Source organism: Nocardia sp. NPDC050412 (assembly GCF_044458825.1).
GTDB lineage: Bacteria > Actinomycetota > Actinomycetes > Mycobacteriales > Mycobacteriaceae > Nocardia.
The window spans coordinates 245,632-272,256 of the sequence record NZ_JBITIJ010000003.1 but is presented as its reverse complement, the minus strand read 5'-3'; the positions used below and the strand labels follow the sequence as shown (position 1 = coordinate 272,256).

29 protein-coding genes are annotated in these 26,625 nt (G+C 64.3%); 8 read left to right on the top strand and 21 right to left on the bottom strand.

The window, feature by feature from the left end; translation table 11 throughout:
• Positions 1-19 precede the first annotated feature (19 nt).
• The 15 genes from ACIBI6_RS09150 to ACIBI6_RS09080 all read right to left on the bottom strand — a co-directional run bounded on the left by ACIBI6_RS09150 (position 20) and on the right by ACIBI6_RS09080 (position 15,520).
• A complete protein-coding gene (locus ACIBI6_RS09150; protein ID WP_396955726.1) occupies positions 20-1,036 on the bottom strand; it encodes a dihydrodipicolinate reductase in 1,017 nt (338 codons plus the stop codon).
• A 428-nt stretch (positions 1,037-1,464) separates the two neighbouring features.
• Positions 1,465-2,469, bottom strand: coding sequence for a LacI family DNA-binding transcriptional regulator (locus ACIBI6_RS09145; protein WP_396955725.1), 1,005 nt, complete (start codon positions 2,467-2,469; stop codon positions 1,465-1,467).
• Between the two features lie 28 nt (positions 2,470-2,497).
• Positions 2,498-3,499 (bottom strand): NAD-dependent epimerase/dehydratase family protein, encoded by a 1,002-nt coding sequence (locus tag ACIBI6_RS09140; RefSeq protein WP_364338775.1) that lies wholly within the window; start codon positions 3,497-3,499, stop codon positions 2,498-2,500.
• A 14-nt stretch (positions 3,500-3,513) separates the two neighbouring features.
• On the bottom strand, positions 3,514-4,350 hold the full coding sequence (locus ACIBI6_RS09135; RefSeq protein WP_327099472.1) for a mycofactocin-coupled SDR family oxidoreductase: 837 nt from the start codon (positions 4,348-4,350) through the stop codon (positions 3,514-3,516).
• 32 nt (positions 4,351-4,382) lie between these two features.
• Positions 4,383-5,513, bottom strand: a complete 1,131-nt coding sequence (locus tag ACIBI6_RS09130) for a cytochrome P450 (RefSeq protein WP_396955984.1) — start codon at positions 5,511-5,513, stop codon at positions 4,383-4,385.
• A gap of 138 nt (positions 5,514-5,651) precedes the next feature.
• Positions 5,652-6,392, bottom strand: a complete 741-nt coding sequence (locus ACIBI6_RS09125; RefSeq protein ID WP_396955724.1) for a hypothetical protein — start codon at positions 6,390-6,392, stop codon at positions 5,652-5,654.
• A gap of 38 nt (positions 6,393-6,430) precedes the next feature.
• Entirely contained in the window at positions 6,431-7,693 is a 1,263-nt protein-coding gene (locus ACIBI6_RS09120) for an MlaD family protein (protein WP_396955723.1), read from the bottom strand.
• Entirely contained in the window at positions 7,690-8,775 is a 1,086-nt protein-coding gene (locus ACIBI6_RS09115; protein ID WP_396955722.1) for an MlaD family protein, read from the bottom strand. Before ACIBI6_RS09115 ends, ACIBI6_RS09120 begins: the two co-directional genes overlap by 4 nt.
• Positions 8,776-8,827: 52 nt before the next feature.
• Entirely contained in the window at positions 8,828-9,943 is a 1,116-nt protein-coding gene (locus ACIBI6_RS09110) for an MCE family protein (protein WP_364338766.1), read from the bottom strand.
• Positions 9,940-10,992, bottom strand: a complete 1,053-nt coding sequence (locus ACIBI6_RS09105; RefSeq protein WP_364338764.1) for an MCE family protein — start codon at positions 10,990-10,992, stop codon at positions 9,940-9,942. Before ACIBI6_RS09105 ends, ACIBI6_RS09110 begins: the two co-directional genes overlap by 4 nt.
• Positions 10,993-10,999: 7 nt before the next feature.
• The gene (locus ACIBI6_RS09100; protein WP_364338762.1) at positions 11,000-12,037 is read right to left on the bottom strand and encodes an MCE family protein; all 1,038 of its coding nucleotides are present in this window, start codon (positions 12,035-12,037) and stop codon (positions 11,000-11,002) included.
• The gene (locus tag ACIBI6_RS09095; protein WP_364338759.1) at positions 12,034-13,344 is read right to left on the bottom strand and encodes an MCE family protein; all 1,311 of its coding nucleotides are present in this window, start codon (positions 13,342-13,344) and stop codon (positions 12,034-12,036) included. The genes ACIBI6_RS09100 and ACIBI6_RS09095 overlap by 4 nt, the downstream gene beginning before the upstream one ends.
• Positions 13,345-13,347: 3 nt before the next feature.
• The gene (locus ACIBI6_RS09090; RefSeq protein ID WP_364338757.1) at positions 13,348-14,202 is read right to left on the bottom strand and encodes an ABC transporter permease; all 855 of its coding nucleotides are present in this window, start codon (positions 14,200-14,202) and stop codon (positions 13,348-13,350) included.
• Complete coding sequence (locus ACIBI6_RS09085) at positions 14,202-15,077, bottom strand: MlaE family ABC transporter permease (RefSeq protein ID WP_396955721.1); 876 nt, start codon at positions 15,075-15,077, stop codon at positions 14,202-14,204. The genes ACIBI6_RS09090 and ACIBI6_RS09085 overlap by 1 nt, the downstream gene beginning before the upstream one ends.
• 8 nt (positions 15,078-15,085) lie before the next feature.
• Positions 15,086-15,520 (bottom strand): nuclear transport factor 2 family protein, encoded by a 435-nt coding sequence (locus ACIBI6_RS09080; RefSeq protein ID WP_364338755.1) that lies wholly within the window; start codon positions 15,518-15,520, stop codon positions 15,086-15,088.
• Positions 15,521-15,640: 120 nt separating this feature from the next.
• On the opposite strand from ACIBI6_RS09080, the gene ACIBI6_RS09075 reads away from it, so the two are divergent.
• On the top strand, positions 15,641-16,507 hold the full coding sequence (locus ACIBI6_RS09075; RefSeq protein ID WP_396955720.1) for a helix-turn-helix domain-containing protein: 867 nt from the start codon (positions 15,641-15,643) through the stop codon (positions 16,505-16,507).
• A 16-nt stretch (positions 16,508-16,523) separates the two neighbouring features.
• Here ACIBI6_RS09075 and ACIBI6_RS09070 read toward each other — a convergent pair whose 3' ends face one another.
• Complete coding sequence (locus tag ACIBI6_RS09070; protein WP_396955719.1) at positions 16,524-17,072, bottom strand: nuclear transport factor 2 family protein; 549 nt, start codon at positions 17,070-17,072, stop codon at positions 16,524-16,526.
• A complete protein-coding gene (locus tag ACIBI6_RS09065; RefSeq protein WP_364338749.1) occupies positions 17,069-17,482 on the bottom strand; it encodes a nuclear transport factor 2 family protein in 414 nt (137 codons plus the stop codon). Before ACIBI6_RS09065 ends, ACIBI6_RS09070 begins: the two co-directional genes overlap by 4 nt.
• Before the next feature lie 528 nt (positions 17,483-18,010).
• On the opposite strand from ACIBI6_RS09065, the gene ACIBI6_RS09060 reads away from it, so the two are divergent.
• The gene (locus ACIBI6_RS09060; protein ID WP_364339742.1) at positions 18,011-19,459 is read left to right on the top strand and encodes an aldehyde dehydrogenase family protein; all 1,449 of its coding nucleotides are present in this window, start codon (positions 18,011-18,013) and stop codon (positions 19,457-19,459) included.
• Positions 19,460-19,591: 132 nt separating this feature from the next.
• On the opposite strand, the gene ACIBI6_RS09055 is transcribed toward ACIBI6_RS09060, so the two are convergent.
• Positions 19,592-19,966 (bottom strand): cupin domain-containing protein, encoded by a 375-nt coding sequence (locus tag ACIBI6_RS09055; RefSeq protein ID WP_364338747.1) that lies wholly within the window; start codon positions 19,964-19,966, stop codon positions 19,592-19,594.
• Positions 19,967-20,043: 77 nt separating this feature from the next.
• On the opposite strand from ACIBI6_RS09055, the gene ACIBI6_RS09050 reads away from it, so the two are divergent.
• From ACIBI6_RS09050 to ACIBI6_RS09040, 3 genes are all read left to right on the top strand, one after another.
• Positions 20,044-20,514: a MarR family winged helix-turn-helix transcriptional regulator gene (locus ACIBI6_RS09050; protein ID WP_396955718.1), complete on the top strand. Its 471-nt coding sequence runs from the start codon at positions 20,044-20,046 to the stop codon at positions 20,512-20,514.
• A gap of 537 nt (positions 20,515-21,051) precedes the next feature.
• On the top strand, positions 21,052-21,684 hold the full coding sequence (locus tag ACIBI6_RS09045) for a transglycosylase SLT domain-containing protein (protein WP_364338743.1): 633 nt from the start codon (positions 21,052-21,054) through the stop codon (positions 21,682-21,684).
• Between the two features lie 94 nt (positions 21,685-21,778).
• Positions 21,779-22,090 (top strand): hypothetical protein, encoded by a 312-nt coding sequence (locus tag ACIBI6_RS09040; protein WP_396955717.1) that lies wholly within the window; start codon positions 21,779-21,781, stop codon positions 22,088-22,090.
• Between the two features lies 1 nt (position 22,091).
• Here ACIBI6_RS09040 and ACIBI6_RS09035 read toward each other — a convergent pair whose 3' ends face one another.
• Positions 22,092-22,556 carry a MarR family transcriptional regulator gene (locus tag ACIBI6_RS09035; RefSeq protein WP_364338739.1) on the bottom strand — a complete coding sequence of 155 codons (465 nt, stop codon included), beginning with the start codon at positions 22,554-22,556 and terminating at the stop codon, positions 22,092-22,094.
• 58 nt (positions 22,557-22,614) lie between these two features.
• Between ACIBI6_RS09035 and ACIBI6_RS09030 the strand changes: the two genes are divergently transcribed.
• Both ACIBI6_RS09030 and ACIBI6_RS09025 read left to right on the top strand, forming a co-directional pair.
• Entirely contained in the window at positions 22,615-23,592 is a 978-nt protein-coding gene (locus ACIBI6_RS09030) for a pirin family protein (protein WP_396955716.1), read from the top strand.
• A gap of 136 nt (positions 23,593-23,728) precedes the next feature.
• Positions 23,729-24,025, top strand: coding sequence for an excalibur calcium-binding domain-containing protein (locus ACIBI6_RS09025; RefSeq protein ID WP_062993065.1), 297 nt, complete (start codon positions 23,729-23,731; stop codon positions 24,023-24,025).
• Between the two features lie 61 nt (positions 24,026-24,086).
• Here the strand turns inward: ACIBI6_RS09025 and ACIBI6_RS09020 are convergent, their stop codons facing one another.
• Positions 24,087-24,308, bottom strand: a complete 222-nt coding sequence (locus tag ACIBI6_RS09020; protein WP_364338734.1) for a DUF3618 domain-containing protein — start codon at positions 24,306-24,308, stop codon at positions 24,087-24,089.
• Positions 24,309-24,498: 190 nt separating this feature from the next.
• Here ACIBI6_RS09020 and bcp point away from each other — a divergent pair, with 190 nt between their 5' ends.
• Positions 24,499-24,972: a thioredoxin-dependent thiol peroxidase gene (gene bcp / locus ACIBI6_RS09015; RefSeq protein ID WP_364338733.1), complete on the top strand. Its 474-nt coding sequence runs from the start codon at positions 24,499-24,501 to the stop codon at positions 24,970-24,972.
• Between the two features lie 163 nt (positions 24,973-25,135).
• On the opposite strand, the gene ACIBI6_RS09010 is transcribed toward bcp, so the two are convergent.
• Positions 25,136-26,395 carry a hypothetical protein gene (locus ACIBI6_RS09010; RefSeq protein WP_396955715.1) on the bottom strand — a complete coding sequence of 420 codons (1,260 nt, stop codon included), beginning with the start codon at positions 26,393-26,395 and terminating at the stop codon, positions 25,136-25,138.
• Positions 26,396-26,625 lie beyond the last annotated feature (230 nt).

Genomic DNA, 26,625 nt, shown 5'->3' with positions numbered 1-26,625 from the left:
TACGTTCCTCGGGACGTGCTCACCACAGTGCCGCGGCAATGGGTGGCAGATCCTGGGCGGTGCGGATCCCCGGTGGTGCGGCACATAGGTAGGGAATGGTGTTGACGGCGCGGTTGGCCGCGTAGGTTGGCGCGGCGGCATTCGCCTGATCAGACGCTTCCCCCGGCCGAAGGTCGACCTCGAGGGGCGTATCGCCCTCGACCGAGATATGCCATCCGGTAGGGCGCAGTGCCCAGTCGGAGTCGATGTCGGTGCTGCAGTAGCGGGTCGAGCGGAACTGCAGCAGCGGCTGGCCGCGGCGTGTGCCGGAGACGGTGATCCGTTGCGCGACAACGGTTCCCTTACGGAAGACGGCGCCGCCGACCTGGACGTCCCGATTCGCGGTGGCGAGTTCGCCGCGGATATCGATCGCGTCGAGTGGCGGACCGAAAGCGTCGGCGGCCATGCACAGTGACGGGCTGATCGCGCGGCGGGCCTGGATCAGGCGGTGGGGCTCGAAGGCCGCTTGGCTTATGCCGAAGCCCATGCCGAGCAGCGTCCATGGGGTTTCGGAGTGGGTGAGGTCGGTGTATTCGTCGATCATCAAGCGGTCCAGGCGTCGTTGGATCGAGCCGAGTGCGATGGACATGGTTTCGGTGATGAAGCCGGGACTGTGGCCGGTGCTGTGGATCGAGGCTCCGCCGGACCAGCATGCCGCCTCCACGCGTGCGTACAGAGCTTCATCCATGCTGGCCGGATGATGGAATATGCCGTGGGTGGTCACGATATTCGTGCCGGTGGTCAGTAGTCGGCAGACGGTGTCGATGTCGAAGACGCGCGGTGTATAGACCACGCAATCGGCACCCAGTTCGATGATTTCGTCGATATCACCGGTGGCGTTGATCCCGGTGTCTGTCGGCAGTTGACACAGGCGGCTGGCATCGGTGCCGACCTTTTCCCGGCTGTGGGTATGGACCCCGACAAGTGTGAGGTTCGGGTGTTCTATGAGGGCGCGTAGAGCGGGTCGGCCGACATTCCCGGTGGCCCACTGAACCACCCGATATTGTCGCGCCGTTGGCTCGATTATGTTGTGCGGCAAGGGATTCGTCCCGTCTCGGTGGGCTGGATAAGGGGCGTGATCGACCCGGCCTTCACATACCGACCCGATCCGATTGCAAGCGAGTCGATTTCGCGGCCATCATCGTCTTCCTGGTTGTCGGGCTATCGCGACCTGCGGCACCGGCATGAAGGGAAATCCGAATCGCAACCGCGAGCCAGCTCTAATTATCTAGTATTCGATAAATTTTATCTAATAATTGATAGAATCTTAGCTCTGGCGGCGAAAAGGCGTCAAGCTGGCTTGCGTCTGCTGTCGACGTGAACTCCGCGCCGCCGCCACCGGTTTCGCCGCACAGACCGTAAGAGCGTGCCGCAGGTAGGCGAATTTTGTTGTGGTGCAGTAGTTCTCGATGCGCCGCGCGCGGTCTAGGTCGAGGCGCGCACGACGAGCCGGGCGATATCGGTCGGCTCGGGAGCCGACGGCACCGGATACCCCAGTTCGGTGAGAACTGCCGCGATTGCCGCAGTGGCGACCGCGGCAGGATCGAACTCCACCGTGGTCAAGGGCGGCGAACTGAACGCTCCCATGGGATTGGCGTCCACACCGATCACGGCGAGGTCGTCGGGGCAGCGGAGTCCGGCTTCGCGGATGCCGAACAGCACCAGGCCCGCGATCTCGTCGCTCTGCGCGCACACGGCGGTCACACCGTCGCGCACCCACCCGGCCACTACATCCGAGACATTGTTTGGAGTGACCTCACCGACGCTGATGGACGGCAGATCGCGCAGGCGTGCCGCCCGGGCGACGCCCTCGAACCAATAGTCGCCCAGGGCACGCCATTTCGCGATTCCGGTATAGGCGAATCCGATCTTGTGGTGCCCACGCGAGACCAGATGCCCGACCCGCAACGTGCCGACCGACAGCAGCGGATCCCCGAGCGCGGGCAGCAGCCCGATCTCGATATGCGGCACCTTCGCCGCTCGCACCGCGGTCCGTACGCGGCTGCTCAGCGGAAACATGCTGACGACCGCGATCGGATCGAGATTGCCTATGGCATCGACGACCTGCTGATCGTCCTCGGTCTGGAAGATCTGCACCTGCAGCAGCCCGTGGCGGGCGAGTTCGGTGGTCATCCGGTTACCGGCCTCGATCGGCATGTCACCGACTGCCACGCGCGGCACCACGTACAGCACCACGCCACCCTTACCACGCGCCAGATTCCGCGCAGTGACATTCGGCCGATACCCCAACTCCTCGGCGGCTGCGTAGACCGCCTCCCGGGTTCGCGCCGAAATCCGCTTGCCCTCGGCATTGTTCAGGACATAGCTGACCGTCGCGGTCGATACCTTCGCCAGCCGCGCCACATCGGCATTCGTAGGCCGCACAATCCTGTCCTCGACGCTCGACGCGTCACCCTCACGAGCGGCCATGGCCTCATGATGGCACGCCGTGCACCGCTCATCCCGTTCGCCATCCCCGTCGGCGGTGCTCGAAGAACTCCGCGGCGCGGCGGATCGAATTCTCCACCGGCTCCGGCTTCCAGCCGAGTTCGCGCTCGGCCTTGCCGTGGTCGAGCGGCGACATCAACTCGGCCATGCGCAAACCGACTGTGGCGAATGGGAGATCGCGGTTCAACACTCGGGCGGCGAGGTCGTTGCCGCGGGCAGCGAAGTAGAGCAGACCCAGTGGCAAGCCGATGCGCGGTGCGCGGGCTCCCACAGCAGCAGCGGCGATCTCGTGGACCTCGCGGCTGCTCATGTAGCGGTCGGAAATGATGTACCGCTCACCGGGACGGCCATGGGAGCCCGCGAGGACCATCGCACGCGCAGCGTCCTCGATGCCGACCACCTCCGAGGAGAAGTCGAGATAGAACGGGAACCGCCCGGCGGCGACCCGGGCGATCACCGAACCGTGCGGTGTCGGCCCCCAGTCGCCGGGGCCATAGGTCGTGGAGATGCACATGGCCACTGCCGGAAGGGACTTCTCCCCGACGTAGCGCATCACGAGATCCTCAGCCGCGACTCTGGCCGCGATGTACGGACCGCCATCGTTCCAATTGTGCGGGTCGTCCTCGGTGACCGGGCGCTGGTTGCTGATGGCCAGCGTTCCGGCGGTACTTGTGAAGACGAATTTGTCCGGACCGGCCGCGACCGCGGCGTCCAGCACATGCCGTAAGCCTTCGACATTGGTGCGGAACAGGGGCGCCGGATCGCGTAACCACATCCGCGCGTCCACGACACAGTAGTAGACGACGTCACACCCCTTCATCGCCGAGCGCAGTGCGACGTCGTCGAAGACGTCACCGTAAACGCGTTCGACATCGAGGTCATCGATCCCCAACGTCGAACTGGAGGGGCGCAGCATCACCCGTACGTCCGCGCCATCTGCCGCCAACCGACGGGTGACGTGGCTGCCCAGGAAACCACTGGCCCCGATGACCAGCTTCTTCGACTGTGTCATAGCCGCCGACATGCCTACTTCAGCATGCTGCCCGCGTCGATCGGCAAAGGTACGCCGGTCACGTAGCGGGATTCATCGGAGGCCAGGTAGAGCACCGCATTGCTGATGTCGCTCGGCTCCACCCACGGCACCGGCAGGGTGTGGAACATCTGGCAGATCGGCTCGAGATCCTTCGGGCCCGGATTCTCCAGGTCGGGGCGGAACAGCTTGAAAGTTCCCTCGTTCAAGAGCATGTCTGTGTTGACGTGCGTGGGATGCACCGAATTGACGCGGATCATATGCTGGCCCAATTCGACGGCGAAGGTTCGCATGAGGCCGACCACACCGTGCTTGGCCGCGACGTAGTGCCCGACCTGCGGGTACGCCTTGAGACCGCCGACCGAGCTGGTGAGGATGATCGAGCCGCCACGGCCAGCCGCGATCATATGCGGCACAGCAGCTTTCACGCTCTTCCATACCCCACCGAGGTTCACTCCGATCATGTCCTCCCAGAGGTCTTCCTCGAGATCGACCAGCTGACCACCTTGGTTGGCGAGGCCCGCGTTCGCGATGATGATGTCGAGTCGGCCCAGCTGCTCGACGCCACTATCCACCGCCGCCTTCAGCGCCGCGTAGTCACGCACGTCGACCTCGGCGGTGACGACGCGCCGGCCTTCGGCCTTGACGAGATCGGCCGTGGTCGCCAAGTCTTCCGGCGTCGGCATCGGAAAGGGCACCCTATCCAGCTGTTTGCAGACGTCGATGGCAATGATGTCGGCGCCCTCCTGCGCCAGCCGCACGGCGTGGCTGCGACCCTGGCCGCGCGCCGCGCCGGTGATGAATGCGACCTTTCCTTCGACCCGTCCGGTCATGATTACCTCTATTCGTTGTGTTGATTCGGCGGTCAAGATGTGAAGGCGGGCAACGTTTCCCAACCGCGGACGGTCGAGGTGGGCGACAACTTGGCGCTGGCCATGTCGACCTCCCACTCGGGGAACCGCGCCAAGATCTCCTCCAGCGCGATCCGCCCCTCCAACCGAGCCAGCGCCGACCCCATGCAGTAGTGCGTGCCCACGCTGAAGGTCAGGTGTTGGCGGGTGTCCCGATGGATGTCGAAAACATCGCCGTCCGCTGGGAATTGCCGGTGGTCGCGGTTCGCCGCCCCGATGAGCATCATCATGACGCTGCCCTCCGGAACCGTCCGGCCGTGCAGTTCGACATCCCGAGTCACATAACGCGCGACGTGTGGCGCGGGGGGCTCGAACCGGAGCAGTTCCTCGACCGCGTTCGGAATGAGCCGCGGGTTCTCGACCAGTTCACGCCGTTGGTCAGGATGTTCGGCGAGAACCTTGCCCGCCCAACCGATCAGCCTCGTCGTGGTCTCATTACCGGCACCGGCAACCACGTTCACGTAGATCAGCAATTCATCGCGGGTCAGTCGCCGCACGACTCCGTTCTCGTCCTCGAACTCCACGTTGAGCAGCTCGGTCATGATGTCGTCGGACGGGTGCTCGGCACGCCAATCGATATACGCGGAGAAGATTTCGCCGGTGGCAAGCCCCTCCGAGGCAGCCTTCATCGGCTGGCCTTCCTCGGTCCGCATCTGATCGTTCGCGAAGTCTCGGATCGCTTCCTGATCCTCCTCGGGAATGCCGAGCAGCATGCCGATCGTGCGCATCGGCATCTGCGCGCCGATATCGGCGATGAAATCCAGCCGACCGGTGCCGACCAATGGATCGAGGCTGCGGACGCAGAACTGGCGAATCTTGTCCTCGAGTTCCCGGATCTTGCGCGGAGTGAACATGCGCGACAAGAGCTTTCGGTGAATGTCGTGGACCGGCGGATCCTCGAAGATCAGAATTCCCGGCGGCATCTCGATTCCGGCCTTGATCAGTTCGAGGATGGCTCCGCGGGCGGAACTATAGGTACCCGTATCGAGCAGTGCCGCATTCACATCGGACCACCGGCTGATCGCGTAGAAGTCGTGCTGCTCGTTGTAATAGACAGGCAGCTCTTCGCGGAGCCGCTTGAACATCGGGTAGGGATCAGCATTGAGTTGGATATCGTAAGGGTCGTAGTAGATGTCGTTGATTGCACTGGTGGTCACGGAGATTCACCCCTCCTGCTCGAATTTCGATATGGCACTTTTTAGTTGGATGGCGGGGCGGACCGCTTAGGGCAGTTCGACCTTGCTCGTCAGCCAGCGACCGTCGACGCGGTCCATGGTCATCAAGATGCGGTTGCGATCGATGCGTGGCGTCGGGTTGGTCATGTTGGTGATTTCGGCGTCGACGAACAGCATGATCACGGCGTGGTCCTCGGCAGCGGACTGCACGCTCGCGGCGACGACGTGTCCCTTGCTGACCGACTTGGCCTGCAACAGCATCGGTTTGAGCTGATCGGCCGACTTGCTGTACATGCTCTTGAATTCCCCGGTCGCCCCGTTCAGGACGGTCGCGAAATCGCTGTCGATATGCGAGGAGTCGATGCTGGTCAGGGCTACCGCATAGTCCTGAGCGGCCGCCAAAGCCGCCGTGCCCGCGGCTTGGCGATCGTTGCGGGTCTCGAGTTTCCAGCCGAACACCGCTGCGAGTATGACCGATACCACGACCAGCAGCATCAGGATCCCGGTCAGCGGGCGTGGCTGCAATCGGCGCCACGAGCGGCCGGATTTCCCGGTGCCCTCGGCGGCGTCCGCGACCGCTACCACGCCGTCCTCAGCGGCGACGGCGTCGGCGTTTTCAGTTGCGTCCGCACCGACGTCGGACGCTTCCGCGCCGACAGTCAACGGTTCCGAATCATCGTGACTCTCATCGGGTTTCGTGGCTGACACCTGGTCGGACACCGCACTCGCGCCGTCGGACGAGACCGAGTCGTCGACCTTGTCCAATGCCATCACTGAGCTCTTGTTCATCCTTGTCTCCTGTTCACAATCGTCGTTCCCCCGATGCGCTATCCCCCTTGCACGAATGGACCGCCGTAGGTCTGTGGCACGGTGTACGGCCCGGTCGGTGTCGGGTCCGCGCGCTGCTGTGGATCCACGCCGGGTGGGATGGTCGCCGTGTTGTCGCCGGGCGGCCGGGGCGCGTTCGCCGCGCCACGTGGCATCAGCGACGGGTCGGTATTCGTACACCGGGCGTGCAGATAGGGTTCCGGGGAATCCGGAATGGTGCCTGGGAGGCGCGGCAGGTCGTAGTCGCACGCATACTTCGGGTAGACACTCGCAATGGCCCACACCCCGCCGTCGTGCAGGGCCGAGATGATGGCATCGAGCGTCGAGCCGGTGCGCTGCTGTGGGAAGAAGAATTCTTGCAGCGCCGGCACATGTACGTAGGCCATCTGTGACGTGGTGGCCAGGTTGCCGAGCAGCTGCACCATGGTCGGCGAGTTGTCGGCGATGATCTTGTCCACCGCGGTAAGCGCACCCGGTGTGTTGTCGACCAGGGTCTGATAGCCGCCGGTCATCGATCCGACGCCGGCCATCGTCTGTGACAGGTTGGCGGCGGTCGCCTGCAGCCCCGGAGCGACATCACCCAGCGTGATGAGCACTGCCTTGCTGTTGTGCAGTAGCGAAACTGTCTGCGGCAGAACCGAATCCAGGGTCGAAAGCAGGAACATGCCGCCGTCGACGATGGCAGCCAGTTTCTCGGGTGCTGCCGAACTCGCACCGAGTTCGCGCACTATCGCCTCGATCCGGGCCGGATCCAGCTGCGCCAGCGTGCCGCTCATACTGGCGAGCATGGTGGCCAACGTGACCGGTGTGGACGTCCGCTCTTTGGCGACGACGTCGCCGTCGGCTAGATACGGCCCGCTCTCGGATGCGGGCAGGAAGTCCAGATATTGTTCGCCAGCCGCCGACAACGAGGCAACCCGAACCTCGCCGGTACGCGGGATCCGCACACCGGAGCGGATGTCGGCAACGGCGACGACCTTCTCGCCGTCAACGCCCACCGACCGCACGCGGCCAACCCGGACGCCGCGCAGCGTGACGTCCTGACCGGACAGCAGGCCACCGGATTGGGCCAGTTCGATCCGCACCTGGTATTGCGACCGGAACGGATCGAGTTGCAGGGAGCCCAAAAGCAGGTACCCGAGCCCGAGGACAAGTACGAGCAGCAGGCCAAGGCACGAGGTCAGCAGGCGGTGGCGCGAAATTTGCCGCGCCGTGTAAACCAGTGCCCGCGCGGGTGGTTCCAGAATTACGGCTGTGTTCATCGGCCTGGCTCGACTTTTTCTCGCAAGCGGTTGAGGGTGTATTCCAGCGATCCGATGAAATTCACCCAATCGGTCGCGTCCGGCATTCTGGCGCCGGCATCGGCCGGAGTATTCGGATCCGGCAGCGCGCCGATGGCGAGCCGGGCGACATCGACGTTCACGTGCGCCGACGACGCACTCGTCACTTTCATGATCAGCGGGATAAGCCCGATGAGTGCGTCGAGGTTTGCGTCGGGATTGTTTGCTGCGGTGTTCATGCCGTCGGCCAGCAGATTGACCGATTCCATCAAGCTGCGGTCGTTCGTGCCGTTCACCGAGGGGTACCGGGCAATCTGCTGGGTGATCCGGTTCACCTGCCCGACCAGATCGATGATGCCGCGGGTGTTATCGCCGATGACCTGCAGAGCCGGTCCGGCCGCGGCGAGAACGTCGCTGACGTCGGCGCGCTGCGTCGCGATCGTCGCGCTCAGATCACCGGTCGCCGCCAGGATTTCGCGGATCCGGTCGGACCGGGCCGAGAGGTTCTTCACCAATTCCCTGGTCTGCTCGATCATCTCGGCCAGGCGGTCACCACGACCGCCGACGGCTGCGCCGAGGCTGTTGGCCAGGCTGGTGAAGTTCTCGATGGCACCACCGTTGACGAACAAGGCCGCTCTGGTGAGCACTTCCTCGATGGTCGCCGCAGCCGACGTCGACTTCAGCGGAATTCGCGCGCCGTCGCCCAGATCCGGAGCCGCAGGATCCGGCTCGGCGGGCGGGGTAAGTGCGACGAACACGTCACCCATCGGTGTAGCCGAACGCAATTCGGCGGTGGTCTCCGCGGGCAACCGCACACCGGATTTGATCCGCATCACGACCACGGCCGTGTAGTTTTCGGCCTGCATCGACTGGACCTCACCGATATCGGCGCCGTTGAGCCGGACCTTCGCTTTGGCCGGCAGGTTGAGCGCGTTGGCGAAGGTAGCCGTCAAGGAGTAGCTGTCGCCGCCGACGCCCGGCGCCGGTAATGGGAGCTTGTCCAGGGTCACCGAACACGCAGTGGCCGAGCAGGCAGCGGCCGATACCGCCACCACCGCGGTCATGCGGAGAAGGCGTTGTCGCGAACCGAATTTCGTCATAATCGAGTCATCCCTGCTATTTCGGCGGTGCGCCGGCCATGACCGCGAGCATCTGGCCGATACCGAAGTCGGGACCCATATCACGCGCGGTTCCGGTCGCACAGCCGAGCTCCTTCAGCCCCAACAGGTTGCAAACCGTCTTCAGCATCTGGCCGTCGAGGAAGAACCTGTTCAAATCGACCGTGGCGCGCAGTGCGCCGATATTCTGGTCGATAGCGTTGTATGCGTTGTCGGTCACCAGCGGAAAGACGTCGAGAAATTCCGCCAGATTGTCGTTGTAGTCGGCCATGGATTTGGTGATCGTGTTCGAATTCGAAGCCAGCGCCCGCAGATTGCCTTGATTACGCTGCAGCAGATCGGTCATCGCGATGATGATCTGATTCAGTTTCGCCCCGGTGTCCCCGGTTCCCAGGTGCTGGTCGGCGAGAATATCGCTGAGCGTCCGCACACCGGAACCGAATTCGCGCAATGCCTGATCATTGCGGGCCGCGGCCGCGGTCAAGGCATCGAGATTCTGCACGACCGAGGTAACCGCGGCACGGGTCGCGGCCCCGTTGTCCGGTCCGAGCTGCATTGCGCGCGACAGTTCGCTCATCGCGTCGCGCAGATTGTTCCCGTTGTCGGCCACGATCTGCGAGCCGACGTCGAGCAGACCACCGACCGGTCCCTGGCCTTTGCCGTCCCCACCCAGCGAGGTGGACAGTTTGTCGGCCATCGCGAGCAGGCTGTCGAATTCCACCGGGGTCCTGGTTCGATCGGTGGTCAGGACAGTGTGGTCGGCCAGCGTCGGACCGTCGCGATATACCGGAGTGAGTTCTATGTGCCGGTCGGTCAGCACGGAGTCCGACACGACAACCGCCTGGGCATCGGCCGGAATCTTGACCCATTTGTCGATATCCATGGTGACGTCGACGCGCGTCGCCCGCGCCTGGATGTCGACGACTTTGCCGACCCGCATACCGAGTACTGAGACGGCGTTGCCGGTGTACAAGCCATTCGCATTCGCGAACTGCGCGGTAATCGTCATGGAGGTATCGGTCAGCCCGCCGAGCGGGCCGCTGGAACATCCCGCGACCACGGCGCCGATGAGGGCGACGGTCGCCAGCTTCACTCCTCGGATCACACTATTCATTTGCAGTCCTGGAAGTACGGTTGCTGGTTCACTTGTTTCGCGTATCCGCTCAGTGCGCACATGAAGGAATCGATGAAGGCGCCGTCGGGCGCATTGGCCGCCAGTTCCTGGCCGGACCCAGATGCGTTCGCGAACAACCGCCACGGCACCGGCAGGATCTGCAGGATGTTGCGCAACAGGTCGTCGTGCCCGGCGATCATTGCCGTCATCTGCGTCAGATCGGTGATCAGTTGCTGGATTTCCGGCCCGTCGTCCACCGCGATGGGCTTCAGCTGTTGGACCAGAGTGGTAGCGGCGTTCAGCAGTGCTTCGATGGCCTGCCGCCGAGAAATAATCTGCTCCAATACATTTCGGCCCTGACCGACCATGGCCGCCAGGTCCGCCTGCTGCTCGTGCAGCACGTCGAGCACCTGAGCGGTGCCGTTGAGCAGCGAACCGATCTGGGTGCGGCGATCGGCGATCACCGAGGACAGCGACCTGATGTTGCCGAGGATTTCGGGCATCAACGCAGGTGTACCGCGCAGTTGCTCGGACAAGGTATTCATCGTCTGCGCGACCCGATCGGCATCGATGCTGCTGAAGGTCGTGGTGGCATTCTGCAGCGCGGTTTGCAGGTCGTAGGGCACCTCGGTGCGAGACAGCGCGATCGAATTGCCGCGCAGATGCCCCGACCCGGCGGGGCGGAGTTCGACATAGCGCGACCCGAGCAGCGTCGTCAGTTTGATGGCGGCCCCGGTATCGGATCCCAGTGGTAGGCCGCGGCGCAGCTTCATGGTCACCACCACGTGGTCCCCGGCCAGCCGTGTCCCGGTCACGGTGCCGACCTGGATACCGGCGAGGGTCACCGCATCGCCGGAGCCGACACCTGCGGCCTGCGCGAAGTCGGCCCGGTAGGTCTGCTCACCGAGGTGCAGTGAATTCACGAATACCGTCACCCCGACCACCACCGCGACCACGGTGACCGCGACCAAGCCGATTCCCAGTTTGCTGCGGTCCTCGAGCGGGCAGCCGCGCATCCGCTGCCACACAGTTTTCAGTCGTCGTATCATCGCTGCCTCACCTGCAGATCGCCGAGTTCTCGACTTTGCCGCCGGGGTTGCTCGCCCCGAGAATCGCCCCGAGCAGCGGATCGAATCCGGGCAGCATGCTCACCTGCACATCGCAGGGGTAGGCGTCCACATAGGCGCCGTTGTCGGTAACGCGGGCCATTCCCTTCAGCAGGAACGGCAAATTGAAACCCAGCTCGGCGAACTTCTGCTTGTTGTCCATGAAGTGCTGGGCGAATCCCGGTTGCCGATCGACGAACGCATTGATCGAGGGACTGGCACCGCGCACTACTTCCGCGGCGCGGCTCAGCACACCGGAGATCGAATCGACCTGCTCGAACAGCACATCACGCTGCTGGTCCAGCGCATCGAAGATCCTGCGCGTCTGCTGCAGCACCGTCTTCAGGTTGCCGCTCTGCTTGGACATATCGCCCAGTACCGCACCAAGATTGTCGATCACCTGACCCAGCACCTGGTCCGGCCCCGCGAATGCCTGTGCGAGCGAGGCGGTTTCGGCGATCAAGGTGGTGATCGCACCATCGTCACCCTGCAGTGCCCGCACCACCGCCGCACTGATGTTGTCGACCTGTTGCGGATCGAGCACGCTGAACAGTGGCTCGAATCCGTTGAGCAGCTTCGAAATATCGAACGACGGCTCGGTGTGCTCGACCGGGATCTGCCCACCTGGCGGTAACACCTTCGGATCACCGAATTCCCGCAGCGACAGTCCGATATAGCGCTGCCCGATGAGATTCTGATAGGTGACCGACGCTGCCGTGTTGCCGTACAACACCTGGCCGCGCTGGACCTCGAAGGTCACCTTCGCACGGGTGCCCTCGAGTTCGACGGCTTTTACTCGGCCGACCCGTACCCCGGCCATGCGCACGTCGTCGCGCGCATGCAGTCCCGATACGTCGGTGAAGATCGCGGAGTACGTTTCGGTCTGCCCGCTGACGTCACGTGACAGCGTCACGTACATCATCCAGGTCAGCCCGACCGAGACCACCAGGAACAAGATCAGGCCGAGCAACGGTTTGCGGTAGCTCATCGCGGCTCTCCTGTCGGGGCATCCGGTGCCGGGGTGAGCTTCACGTCGTTGCCCCTTAGTAAGGGGCCGAACAGGATGTCGGCCGCAGTATTGGGCCCGCCGCCGAGAATCGATGCGATCTGCTGCTGCTCCTGACTGCTACCGATCGGACCCACATTTCCCCCGATAGGAGACGAATAATTCGCCGGTGCTGCAGCCGCATTCGGGCCGATGATGGTGGGCCCGCCGACCGGGGCCGTGCGACAACTCGGCCCCTCGAGATCGCCGTAGCGCGGGCAATCGGCGCGTGTGTACTGCCGATGCGGCGTCAGCTCGACGATGACCTTGGCAGTGACGTTCTGATCCGCGGTGTCCCACAGCCCCAGGAACGTCCGGGCCAGCCGGGTCTGCGAAGTGGTCATCTGGACGAAATTGCGACTCCCCACCGCGATAGTGCCGACCACCGGGGACAGCTTCGCGGTCATGTCGGTGATCGTCCCCGTGTTGTTCTCCAATGCCGTGCCGATCGTCGCGGAGGTATTCAGGCCGCCCGTCAGCAAGGTCGCGAGCTGGTCTTTGCGCTCTGCCACCGCACGCATCGGACCCACCGCGTTGTGCACCGCGCTCATCAGGTCGGGCGCCGAGTTCCGAAGTCCGGCAAGGGCATCCGACAGCGCGCCGAGTGTCGACGCGGTCCCGTCGGGAGCCATCGCCGCATTGAACGCCTCCGAGATCCTGGTCAGTTCAGCACCGGCCCGAATGGCCTCGGCGCCGCGACCGCTGGTGGCGCGTTCGACGACGGCCAAGACCCCGAGCGCCGGATCCGATTCCGAACGCCCTGCGGCGGCGACGATTCGGCTCAGCGCAGTCAAGGATGTCTGCAGCCGGACCGTATCCAGGCTCTGGTCCTCGGGAATGTGCGCGCCCGCGGCGAGCGGTGCACCGCCGCCCTGGTAGACCAGCTGGACCGACGGCACCGCGAACACGTTGCTCGGCACCACACGTGCGGTCACCGTCGCCGGAATCCCCTGCACATATTCGGGTTTCAGATCGATCCGCACGTAATTCGGGCCGCCGCCGCTCGACGGGGTCACACTGTCGACCTGACCGACCAGAACGCCCTGATACTTCACATCCGATTTCGGCGGCAGGCCGTCACCCACATTAACGAGAACCGCCGTAACCAGCACGGTCTCCCGGAATGCGCCTTGCGATCTGGCGACCATCAGGGCAGCGGCCGCCGCGAGGACCAGGAGAAAGGCAGTCCCGCGCAGAAGCAGCTGCCAGTCGGGCAGGACCTTGCCATCGGATTCGAACGCAATCGACATCTGTTACCCACTGATTCTCGCGCCGGCGTCAAAGCCCCACAGCGTCATCGTCATCAGCAGATTCACGAAGATCATCGCGGTGATGCTCGCGCGCATCGCTCGCCCGGCCGCCACGCCGACCCCTTGCGGGCCGCCCGAGGCGTAGAAACCGAAATAGCACTGAATCGTCGTGGTAATGATGACGAAGACGACAGCCTTCGACAGCGAATAGATAATGTCGGTGCCGCTGAGCACCAGGCGGAAATAGTGTTCGTAGGTACCCGGCGACTGGCCGCCGGACAGACCGACAACGATTTCGACGGCCAGGTAGCTGGACGCGAGGCAGGCCAGGTACAGCGGAATCATCGCCACGATCGAGGCCAGCATTCTCGTCGTGACCAGATACGGTATCGGGCGGATCGCTATCGAATCGAGAGCGTCGACCTCCTCCGCGATGCGCATGGATCCCAGCTGCGCGGTGAAGCGGCAGCCCGCCTGCGCGGCGAAGGCGATCGAGGACATGATCGGCGCCAGTTCGCGGGTCACCGCCGTCGAGGCGATCATCCCGGTAGCCGGTGCCATGCCGAGCAGTTTCAGTGCGCTGAAGCCCTCGATGGCGACGATCGCCCCCGCCGCGGCACCGAGCACGAGAACGACCTGCCCGGTTCCGCCGCCCACGACGATGGAGCCGTTTCCCCACGTCACATTCGACAGAATGCGCAGGAACTCCGTGCGATAGTGCCGCAGCACCACCGGAATACCGCCCAGCACACGGCCGAAGAAGGTGACCATGTACCCCAGCCGCATGACCGGAACCGCCATCGTGTTCCCGGCTACTACGAGCGGCCGGATTCCTGGCGGATAGTAGCGCGACGCCATCAGAGCGTCGTCCTCGGAAAGAGGATGGTGTACAACTCGGTGAATCCCGCATTCACCAGCATGAGCATGATGATGGAGGCGACGACGGCGGCGTTGACGGAGTTCGCGACGCCTCCTGGACCACCCTTGGTGCTCAGGCCTTTTTCACACGCGACAACGGTGACGATGACGGCGAACACCACGGCCTTCACCATCGCCAGGTAGAGGTCGCCGATCCTGGCGAAAGAGGAGAACGTAGCCAGATAGCTTCCCGAGGTGCCGCCCTGGACATACACGTTGAATAGGTATCCGGCCAGAAATCCGACGAAGGAGCTCAGAATCGTCAACCCGAGCGCAACCACGATGCCTGCGGCCAAGCGGGGCACCACCAGCATCCGCAGTGGCGAGACGCCCATGACCTCCATCGCGTCGATCTCTTCGCGGATAGTTCGCGCTCCGAGGTCCGCGCAGATGGCGGATCCGACCGCCGAGGCCAACAGAATGGCCGTAACCATGGGCGCCGCCTGCCGGATCACCGCGAGGCCCCCCGCGGCACCAGCCAGCGAGGTCGCCCCGACCTGACCGGCCAACAGCCCGAACAGGATCGACATCGTCGCGCTGATCGGGATCGCGACGGCGATGGTCGGCACGTAGGAGGTCTTGGCCATGAACACCGCCTGGAGCACGAATTCACGGAACGGGAACTTGCCCGTGACGATGTCGACGACCAGGTACTGGATCGCCCGCACGGCCAGGACAACCTGCCCGCCGACGGTCTCCAGGGACGCACCGGGATGACGGCGCAGATATCCGCGTGCCCACAGCTCGATCTCACGGACCGCCGACCGCTCGGCGATCTCGCCCGAAGTCACCGGCGTCTTTGCCCGTGCCATCATGAATGCCTCTATCTCTCTGTGGTGCCGGACTCTTCGGTGATCAGCCGGGTCAAGGTGAGCGAGGCGAGTTTCCAGTCATCGTGGCGTCGTACCCAGCGTTCGTGGTAGTGCCCGTATCCGGTCAGTGCCGTCCCGTTGTTCCATACGATGCGGTCCTGCATGGCCCAGATGACGCGGGCCTCGTCGCCGTCCGCATCGATCAGCGGCGTGTGCACCTGGTGGGCAGTGCGAGCGCCGGTCAGCGCGGTGCGAATCATCGCGACAGCGTTGTCGCGCCCGGTGATGACGGGGACGCCGGTCTTGCTGTGGCTGACGTCCAGTTCGATGTCCGGGGTCATCAGGTCGGTGAGAGCCGCCCAGTCCTGGGTGTCGACAGCCAGGCAATAATGCGCTTTTGCCTGCGTCAGTTGGTGGACGGTGATGAGAATGTCCGGTGTGGGCATTGATGCTTTTCTCTCGGTTTGCGTCGCGAGTCACCCTCAGGTACTGTTATCGAATATTCGATAACTTCTATCAAATACTCGATGGGTTCGACCGTAAGGCAGAGCGGGAAGGGAGTCAAGATGCGTGGTGCGATATCGGCACCGACCGCGCGTGTCATCGACGTTGTGGAGTTGCTGGCACGTCGCGGCAATGAGCGGCTCCGCTACAGCGACATCGCACGCGAATTGGACCTGACACTGGCCACCACGCATGCGATCTTGAAGACCCTGTGCGATCGCGGATGGGTTACCCGCGACCCGGCGGGGAAGGCCTACGCACTCGGTCCCGGGCTCGCCGTCGTCGCGGCGGCAGTGAATACGCGCCCGTTCGTCGAGGCCGCGCGAGCCGCCGCGGTCGCGCTTACGGCCGAATTCGGTTATGCCGCATCGGTCACCGAGAAGATCGTCGACTCGTTGGTGATCACCGCGTTCGAAGGCGGTGAGCGAGCGTGGCCAGGTGATCGCATTCCCTACGCGCCACCGTTCGGCGCCGTGTTCGCCGCTTGGGACACCGCCGAGGAGCGCCGCGCCTGGATCCAGCGGGCCGCATCCACGAATACGGCGATCGCCGAACGGCTGAACGAGACGCTGGTCCGGATCCGCGACCGCGGATTCGATGTGGACTACACCTCGCCCGCCATCGGGCGAGCCGCGAGCCTCATCGGCACGCTCGACACCGGCACGATCGCGCTCCCATCGAATATCCAAGGGACTCTCGATCAACTGCGCGTGGAATTCACCACGCTCGGATTTCCGGACGTCAACTCCGGTCGGCCCCACCCGGTTTCCGCCATCACCGCGCCGGTCCTCGACTCGCAAGGACACGCGGCGCTGCTGCTCTCGGTCCACCCCCTCGGCGAACTCCCGCCGGAGCAGACCGAAACCATCGGCCACCACCTGATCCGGGTGACGACCGCGATCACCGACGGCGCCCGGTCGCACGCTTGACCGGGTGGCGGTGTCCTCACATGCCGAACAGTTTCCCCTCGGTGAGTGGGTCGAGGTAGAGGCGGGTGAGTTTGGAGCTTTTGATGCGCCAGCGCTCACCGTCGAATGCGTAGGTTTCGTGGTAGTGCCCGAATCCGACGACTCGGATATTGCCGGGAAAGATCAGTAGATCCTGCAGCGCCCACACCCCGGTCGCGGTGGTCGGTGACTGCACCTCGATTTCGGGCATGTGCCCGTGATGGACGGTCCGGGCGGGACCGATGGTGGCCTGGAGATAAGCGATGAAGGCGTCCGCGCCGGTGGTGATGATGCCGGCCGAGCCAGTCGTGTCGATCACGACATCGGGGGTTACCTGCTGTTTGAGCAACTCCCAGTCCTTGGTATCCACGGCCCGGAAATAGCGCGCCTTGACCTGTTTGATCGCGGAGACAGCCGCTACCACGGTCGCGGCGTCCGGTGCCGCCGCGGCAACCGGGTCCGCGGACACACGTGTCGCCCTCGCTCCCGCGAGACCGAGGGCGGCGGCCCCGGTTCCGATGAGGAAAGCTCGCCGCGTGTACGTCATGACTGATCTTCTTGCAGGCCAGTCGATTTGATGCTCGTGATCACCCATCGGCCGTCACGAATGCCGTAGGTATCGTGATCGTGGCCGAATGCCAGCAGGCGTTTGCCGTCCGGGCGGACCAGCAGTACCTGCACCGCCCATGTTCCGGTCGCCGCACCTGCGGCGGTGATCGTGATTTCGGGCATGTGTCCGTGATGAACGGTCACCGTTGTGCCGTAATCACGTTGCAGCGCAGCCACATAATTCGACGCACCCGTGACACTGGTACCGCCGAGCGCCGTGGTGTCCACGTCGATGTCATTGGCGAGGACGGACCCGAGTGTCGACCAATCCTTGGTGTCGAAACCGCGGAAATAGCGCGCCTTGAGCGACTCGATCGTATTGATCGCCTGCAATGTATCCGGATCCACCGCTGCCCCACATCTTCCTCGTTGTCGACGATCGCGACCGCAGCACCGTCGTGAAGAATTCCAGCGGCAGAGCATGCGGCAATTTTATCTAATACTCGATAATATTCATCGAATAGTTGGCAGAACCATATGCTCGCGGCGAAAACGCGTCAAGCCGAACTGCATGCTCGCCCGATCCTGAAACAGGGCGCCGATAAGTCACGGAAGCCCACGCCACGACTCCCCTGCCGACGGCTCGTGCTCGACGAGCACCGTGCGGTGGGCTGCGCCCACGCTGGAGCCGGTCAGCACCTACGGTGCTGGACGCCTTCTAGTTAAGCGCGTAACCTACGTCGCGTACGACGACCACGAGACCCCGACCTCGAGACGCAGGGCCCATCTCGAACTAACGGTCGGCGCCGGCCCAAGTCCTGCCGGCGGCGGCACGCGGCCAGATTCTTCCTGTGCTTGCACAGCAAAGGGTTCTCAACAACTGGAGGCACCGGCGCTTCTCCGTGTAGGAGCGGCTCGGCGAAAGGATGCGGAACATTGAGTAGCACGATCGACGTCGATCCTGCGGTCGAAAGCCCTAGCTCGGGGATCATCCCGGTATTCGACCCGTCCACCGAGGAGCTGATCGCGGAGGTCGTCGATTCCGACCAGGCGACCGTCGACGCTGCGGTGGCCCGGGCACGCGAAACATTCGAGTCGGGCGTCTGGCGCAAGCTGCCCGCCGCGCACCGCGCGGAGGTGCTCTTCCGCGCTGCGGACATCATCAGGGCCCGCACCGACGAGCTCGCTGCGATCGAGGCCCGTGACAACGGCATGAACGCGATGGCCGCGCGTCAGATCATCAAGGTGTCGCTCGAGATGCTGGTGTACTACGCAGGCTGGGTCGGCAAGATCCACGGCGAGTCGAGCAATCTCGTGTCCGACGGACTACTCGGCCACTTCGAGAACTACCACACCTTCACTCAGCTCGAGCCGGTCGGCGTCGTCGGCCTCATCATCCCCTGGAACGGGCCGTTCTTCGTCGCGATGCTCAAGGTCGCGCCCGCCCTCGCGGCGGGCTGCAGCGCTGTCCTCAAGCCCGCCGAGGAGACGCCGCTCACCGCGCTGAAGCTGGAGGAGATCTTTCGCGAGGCCGGTCTGCCCGACGGCGTCCTGAATGTCATCACCGGCTACGGCGAGACCACAGGTGCGGCGCTCACTGCGCACCCGGACGTCGACAAGATCGCGTTCACCGGGTCGACGGAGGTCGGACGGTTGATCGTCAAGGCGGCCGCCGGCAACCTCAAGCGCCTGACACTCGAGCTCGGTGGCAAGTCACCACTGATTATGTTCGACGACGCCAATCTGGACAAGGCGATCATGGGGGCCGGCATGGGCCTGCTCGCCGGCTCGGGCCAGAACTGCTCCTGCACCTCGCGCATCTACGTTCAGCGCGGCATCTACGAACAGGTCGTGGACGGTCTCGCCGCCTTCGCCAAGATGCTGCCGATGGGCGGAAGCGATGATCCCAACTCGGTCCTCGGGCCGCTGATCAGCGAGAAGCAGCGCCAGCGCGTGGAAGGCATCGTGAACGACGGCGTGGCCGCCGGCGCGCAGGTGGTGACCGGCGGCCAGGTGATGGACCGCCGCGGCTACTTCTATGAGGCGACGATTGTCACCGGCACCACGCCCGACATGCGTCTCATCCGCGAGGAGATTTTCGGGCCGGTCGGCTCGGTGATCCCGTTCGACGACGAGGACGAGGTCATTGCCGCCGCGAACGACACGGAGTACGGGCTCGCCGGCTCCATCTGGACCGAAAACCTCGGCCGCGCACATCGCGTCGTGAACGAGCTACGCGCCGGCCAGATCTGGGTGAACTCCGCACTCGCGGCGGATCCCTCGATGCCGATCTGCGGCCATAAGCAGTCGGGTTGGGGCGGCGAGCGTGGCAAGAAGGGCATCGAGTCCTACTACAACATCAAGTCGGTCTACATCGGCCACTGAGAGCGGTCGCCCCCGGGAGAATCCGGACACCCAACACCCTTTCGGTCGAGGATCTCGGATTGTGATTCGAGGAGTCCGGGTGGGTTGCGGCGATTGCGTGTGGTGGGAACCCTCGGCTTTCCACCTACACCATCAGGCGACCCAGGGCGGGTTGATGACGGTTCCGTCGGGCAGCTGACCGCGGAATCCGACCGGGACCGTCACGACGATTACGGCCGGCTCGGCGGCCGAATTCGTCAGGGCGATCATCGAATTCGCGGGCGCCACTGCGGCGTCACCGGCCACCAGGGCCTCCGCCTGCCCGTCGATTGTGATCGTCACCGCACCCTGGATGACCACGAACGCCTCTTCGCGCAGCACCTTGTGCGGCACGCCTTCGGTGTGGGCCGACACCTGGATCTGCCAGACGCAGAGTTCGGCGCTGCCGGTGCCAGGACGGATGTAAGAGGTGAATCGGGTGCCGTGCATTTCGTGGACCTCGGCGTCGGCGGCACGGGTCACTGGCATGTCTGAACTCCTTCATTTGGTCAAGCAGATTGACTATATAGTCAACCAACTTGCCTATCTGTGTCAAGATGTCAGCCATGTCGAATCCGAAACCCGCTTCGACCCTGCGGCCCGGCCAGGACCTCGCCCTGCTGTTGCTGGCCGCAGGAGCCGCCGCCACGGATGCCATTCATGCAGGAGTGGTCGCGGCCGGGTTCACCGATGTGCGGCCGACGCACGGGTTCGCCTTCGTGCGACTGGCGCCGAACGGGGCGACGGTTGGCGAGTTGGCCGAACATCTCGAAGTGACCAAGCAGGCGGCCAGTCAGCTGGTGGACGAACTCGTGCGCAAGGGTTACGTCGAGCGCAACGCACATCCCGACGATGCGCGCGCACGGTTGATCACACTCACCCCGAAGGGGTGGGCCTGCACGCGCGCGGCCGATGCAGCCGCGGCTGAATTCGCCGACCGGTGGGCATCCGTTTTGGGCGATTCCAAGGTGGCCGAATTGCGTAACATTTTGACCCGCGTGGTAGCCCCCGGACGGGTCCGCCCGGCCTCTTGGTGACCAAATCGAGACAAAGTGGCCTGCGTTACCCTGAAATTTCCGTGACCTGCGTCACATCAGGTTTAGCAGCAAACTCCCCGCATAGAGGGGGTTTCAAGGAGCCCGACCAGGGCTTTCCAAGATCGGCAACCCCCGCCATTCACTATTCGTTCATGTTGCGTTAACCGGCCGTGACCAAGCTGAGACCAGGTCAGAAACAGACCTGCAGTTTGGTAACACTGTGGAGCAATCCACACACAGTCGGAAAACGACCGCAACGGCAGATGGGTTTCATCCGCCGCGGTTGCTGGAGATACCAGCGGCACAACAGCCCGTGACCGCATTCTCCTCGCTCGACAGCGGCACCCGCCGGGAACCGACCACGGGTGACTCGCACCGCGTCGTGCGCCAGGGCTCGCCTGGCCTTCACAACAAAACCCGAAAACAGCATACGAACCGATTCAGGCGGGCCTTCCCACCGGGTGCCCCGTCGGAGATCCGCACTGCCTCAACCGGGCCGGATCGCCTCTCTGGACACGACAAGGAACTGATTTCGAAATGCTCGACAAACGCCTCCCTTCTTTCCGCCGCCTTTCACTGCGTGACGGTGTCACCCTGGCAGTGGCCGCGGCCGGTGTCATCGCCGTCGGCACCTCCTCCGTAGTCGCGCTGGCCGACGACAGCGTTCCGTCGCGCATTGCCATGGTCTCCGAGCAGCAGCCGGCCCCCGTGGCCGCGCCGGTCGACGCGGCCGCTCCGGCTCCCGCGGTCACGCCGGTCGACGCCCCGATCCTCCCGGGTCTGCCCGCGCTGCCCGAGCTGCCGCAGATTCCGGGGCTGCCCCTGCCGCCGCCCCCGGCCCCGGTCTACGAGGACAACCTCGACGGCTGGATCCACCACGCCCTCGACATCATGGCAGGACAGGGCATCCCGGGTAGCTACAACGGCATCTACCGCAACGTCATGCGCGAATCGGGCGGCAACCCGCAGGCCATCAACCTCTGGGACTCCAACGCCGCCAAGGGCATTCCGTCCAAGGGCCTGCTCCAGGTGATCGACCCGACCTTCAACGCCTACCACGTCGAGGGTACCGCCTGGGACATCTGGGACCCGGTCGCCAACATCACTGCCGCCTGCAACTACGCGGCCCACCGTTACGGCTCGATGGATAACGTCAACTCGGCGTACTGATCCGCAACTGCTGAACAATGCCTCCCCGCCCGACGGCGGGGAGGCATTGTCGTAGGGTCGACCAGGACCGACCACCACCGATGCGGATTCCGCCATGACCGATTACGCCCACTCCGACCACGCGTCGAAGAGCCGCGCCGAGAAGGCGCGCCGCCTCGCCACCTATATCTGGGATCGCGGCATCACCGGAACGGAACTGCTGGATATGCCGGCGGCGGTCCGCCGGAAGCTGGCGCGTGCGGCCGAGACGAATCCGCCGAGCACCGACGAGACCTGGACGACCGTGGCGAAGCTGCTCGAGGAGAAGGACACCTGGGCCGCCCGGAATCCGAATCATCCTGCGGCACAGCGCAATAGTAGCGACGAGAAGCTGCTGTGGGTGAAGCCGCCGATCGCACCGTGGTGATTCAGTAACCGAGTTCGGACTCGCTCTCGGCCTCGACGACCACCTTGTCGGCCAGCGATCGCAGCGCACGCGCCTCGGCGGGTGTCATCGGATCGACGAACATCCGACGCACCAATTCGACATGGTTCGGGGCCGCCTTCTCGAGCACCTTGCGTCCCTCGGGTGTGAGTTCGACCAGAATCCCCCTGGCGTCGTCCTCAGCTGGGCGACGGTCGACGAGTCCGCGAGCGGCCATGCGCGCCAAGTGTTTCGAGAGCCTGCTCTTCTCCCAGCAGACCTCGGCGGCCAATTCCTTGGCGCGCAGACAGCCGCCGGGCGCGGCCGACAGCGGCACCAGGAGTTCGTAGTCGGCGGTAGACAGTCCGTCCCGGGCCAGCCCGGCCGATAGCGTCGCATCCAGGCGCTGGCGCAGCCGGATGAAGGCCTGCCAGGTCTGCTGCTCGTCATCGTTCAACCAACGCACCACGGGAATGATCCTAGCCAATGTTTGGTTGACATGGACACCAACTATTCAGGAGGTGCCCATGCCAGCCATCACCGTCCCCGACATCGTGGTGCTGCCGCGCCTGCCCCGACCCACGGATTCGACGCGGGAACGGCAGGTGAGCAGCATCAGCACCGCACATCAGCAGCGCGAAGGCGCCGGCTTCGAGGTGCGCAGGCCGTTCCCGAGCATGGATCTGCGCTCGGCAGATCCGTTCATCCTGCTCGACCAGATGGGTCCGGTCGCCTATGAGCCCTACGAAGCCAAGGGCGCGCCGTGGCATCCGCATCGCGGCTTCGAGACCGTCACCTACGTCATGGACGGCACCATGGTGCATCACGATTCCAATGGCGGCGGTGGCGTCATCAGCGAGGGCGATACCCAGTGGATGACGGCCGGTTCCGGCATCCTGCACGATGAACTGCCCGCCGAGGAATTGGTCATCGCGGGCGGCTGGTTCCACGGCATCCAACTGTGGGTCAATCTGCCGCGCGCGCAGAAGATGGCCACACCGCGCTACCAGGATCTGCGCGGCAGTGAATTGACGCTGGTCAGTTCGCACGACGGTGGGGCACTGGTGCGCATTATCGCGGGCGAGATGGGCGGCTTCGCGGGGCCGGGTTCGACCTATACCCCGATCGCCTACGCCCACGCCTCCATCACCCCGGGCGGCCAGCTGGAAACCCCATGGCCGCAACGGTTTACCGCGATGGCGTACGTACTTTCCGGCAGCGGAACAGTGGGCGCCGAGCGCCGGCCGATCAGCGAAGGTCAACTCGCGGTATTCGGTCCCGGCGACTCGATCACCGTCGCTGCGGATGCCCTGCAACACAACCGAACCGGCAACCTGGAGGTACTGCTGCTCGGCGGCCTGCCGATCAAAGAGCCTGTGGTGCAATACGGTCCGTTCGTCATGAACACCCGCGCCGAAATCATCCAGGCAATGGAGGATTACCAGGCCGGACGCATGGGCAATATCCCGGCCGAACATCTGGTAGGCAGGCGTTTGGGCGAATAACGGAAGTAGGGGCGTTGTCCCCTAATGCCCCTAATTGTTTTGCTGCGCAGTTGACAAGTACGCGGCCCGTCACAACAGTGGATGCGGCGTCTCCCCCTGGACGCTACTCCACCGCAGCACACAAACAGAGGAATATATGAACGTTCGCCGGCTCACCGTCAGCGTTGCCGCGGCAGCACTCGCCTTTCTAGCGGCGCCCGCAGCCCTGGCCGACGTCCCCACCGGTTCCGCAGGAACGGGCTCATCCGCCATCGATACCGGATCGGCCGCGACCGGTTCGGCAGGCATGTCCCAGACCGGCTCGGCCGGTGGCGCATTCGCCAACTGCGACGAGGCCCGCGCGGCCGGTCGGGCACCGCTTTTCCGCGGGGAACCGGGCTACGGCCCGCATTTGGATCCAGACGGCGACGGCTTCGCCTGCCCGACGGTCTGATAGCCCTGAAACGCAGAACACCCGGTGTGCTCAGCCACACCGGGTGTTCTGCGTTTTCGGCTCAGCGGAAAATCTTGACAAGCACCAACCCGACAACCACCACGGCCGTGCCGATCAGGCTGTACTTCACCTTCGGCTGGTTCAGCTTCGCCAGCACCATATGCTTGGTGTCATCGGCAATGCGCTGTGGATCGGCCCGTACGGCGATTTCGTCGAGCGTGCTCGCGAGCCGTGTCCGTGCGGTCTCGATCTCCCGCTCGATCCGCTCGGTATCCCTAGCCACGTATATCCTCCTGTGTTCAATTTGCGGTGCTCGCGGGGTCTCTCCGTGGTTACGCAGGCTGCCGCCTGGCGAGCCCGTCGCTCACACCGCGTGTTCAAATGTGCCGCGAACCGCGCTCGCCGACGAGTCTAGCCAGCCAGGCTGCGTGGGTGCGGCCGCGTTGTCGGGACGTTCGATTACCGTGCAAGAGGTGACCGACAACCAACGCCTCTCCCCCGGCGATCCCGCCCCCGATTTCACCCTGCCCGACGCCGATGGCAAGGACGTTTCGCTGTCCGACTACCGCGGCCGCAAGGTGATCGTCTACTTCTACCCCGCCGCGAGCACCCCCGGCTGCACCAAACAGGCCTGCGATTTCCGCGACAACCTCGCCGACCTCGGGGGTGCGGGCATCGATGTCATCGGAATCTCGCCCGATAAGCCCACCAAATTGGCCAAGTTTCGCGACAACGAAAAGCTCACCTTCCCATTGCTCTCGGATCCGGACAAATCCGTCCTTACCGCATGGGGTGCGTTCGGGGAGAAGACCATGTACGGCAAGACCGTCACCGGCGTTATCCGCTCCACATTCCTGGTCGACGAAAAAGGCGAAATCGAAGTGGCGCAGTACAACGTCCGTGCCACCGGCCATGTAGCCAAACTCCGTCGCGACCTGTCGGTGTAGACCTACTTGTCGAACGAGCGCAGGAACCGTTTGTAGCTGTCGAGCAACTGATCAGGACCGAACCGCAGATCGGCTTGCGCCCAACGGGTTTCGTCCATGTCGAAGGTGCATTGAGCGAAAGGTCCGGAGCCACTGGGGCACCGGACCTCTCGAGAGCTTTCACCTAGATGGGCTGCAACTGCTGGGCCGCCCATTGCATGAGCATGCGGACGTGGTTGTCCCACCAGCGGTAGAACTCGGGGGTGAAGGCCGCCGGCGGCGGAGCCTCACCCGGGAAGAGCATGGCGTCGTTCGGAGCACCGACTTTGACAGTCGGCCCCGGGGTTCCGGTGCCTGGAAGCTGCTGAGGCGATCCGGCCGCCTCGTTTCCGTGTTCGTGTGCGTCCGGAGAGACCAATACGGGTGGCTGAACGCCCCAGTGTTCGTTGTACTGCGGAAGGTTGTCCAGATCGAAGGCAGCCACCGTCGAGTCGGCGGTGTTTCCGGCGGCCGCGGGTTGGCGGGCCTCCGGACGATCGAACGGGTTGATATTCGGCTGCACCGAGGAGCCCGCGGTAGAGCCGCTCGGCGATCCGGTATCACCGTCGACCACGCGGGCATCCGCGGTGACCCGAGCGTCAGCGACGACTGTGCCCGTACGCGTTGTCACGTACAAGCCGCCCGCGACCAGCCCGCCCACCAGCACACTGGCCGCGGCGAACAGCGCAGGGTAAGCGCGCGTACTGCGCACCGGCTCGACCGGCTCGCTCACACCCACAGCATCGCCCATCGCGAACAGCGCGGCACCGACCGCCGAGGCGGAGGTCGCGATCTTGCACGGCAGCACCGGCGCACCGAAGCCGTCCATCGCCGCGGCAACCAACGGTCCATCCGCGGCCGAACCGATCGGCACCACCGCATCCGGCCGGACCATCGCCGCCTCGAACTGATCCCAGGCATCCGATACCGCGACGTCGAGCGTTTCGGCGGTCGCACTGCCGGACTGGCTCGTCGCGGCCAGCACCCGGCTGCGCTTGCGGTCGATCAGTGTGAACGCCTGATGCCCCGGGACGACCTCGCAGATGAGTAGATCGTCGAATTCATCGAGCCAGGTCATGACCCCGGCCACACTCAGATGTGCCGACTTGGCCGATACCAGCGAGGCAGTATGCCACGGGCCGGACGCCAATTTGGTGACGATGGCGCGCCGCTCGACGGCATCGCGGTAGGCGACTGCCGCGCCCACGATCTCCCGCTCCGACTCCAACTCTGCAGCTAGGGTGTCCAGCGCCGTCTGGACCGCGACCGCCAGGTCCGCCTTCGAATCGCCACGAGTTTTTACCACCCGCTGAAGCAGCACCCGCTCGGATAGCTTCTCGCCGCCGTCGGCGAGGGCTACCGCGTGAACGGCGCCGCGTTCGGTGGAAACGCCTAGTGTTACCACGGATCGAGCTCCCACTGATCACGCCTTCCCAGTGCAATTGCAGAGCTCACGAGCTTGCCGAAACCCCTGAGCCCCTTGGATTCCCCGGCACGAAACGTGCGTTGAGATGCACGCACGCTCGGTTATGTGTTCGGCGCCATCTCAGGCTTGGATGGGTGATGAAATGTGACAGTCCTTAACACGCAGATACGGTGCGCGTGTCGCACGCGTGTCTATACCGCTAGCCTTGA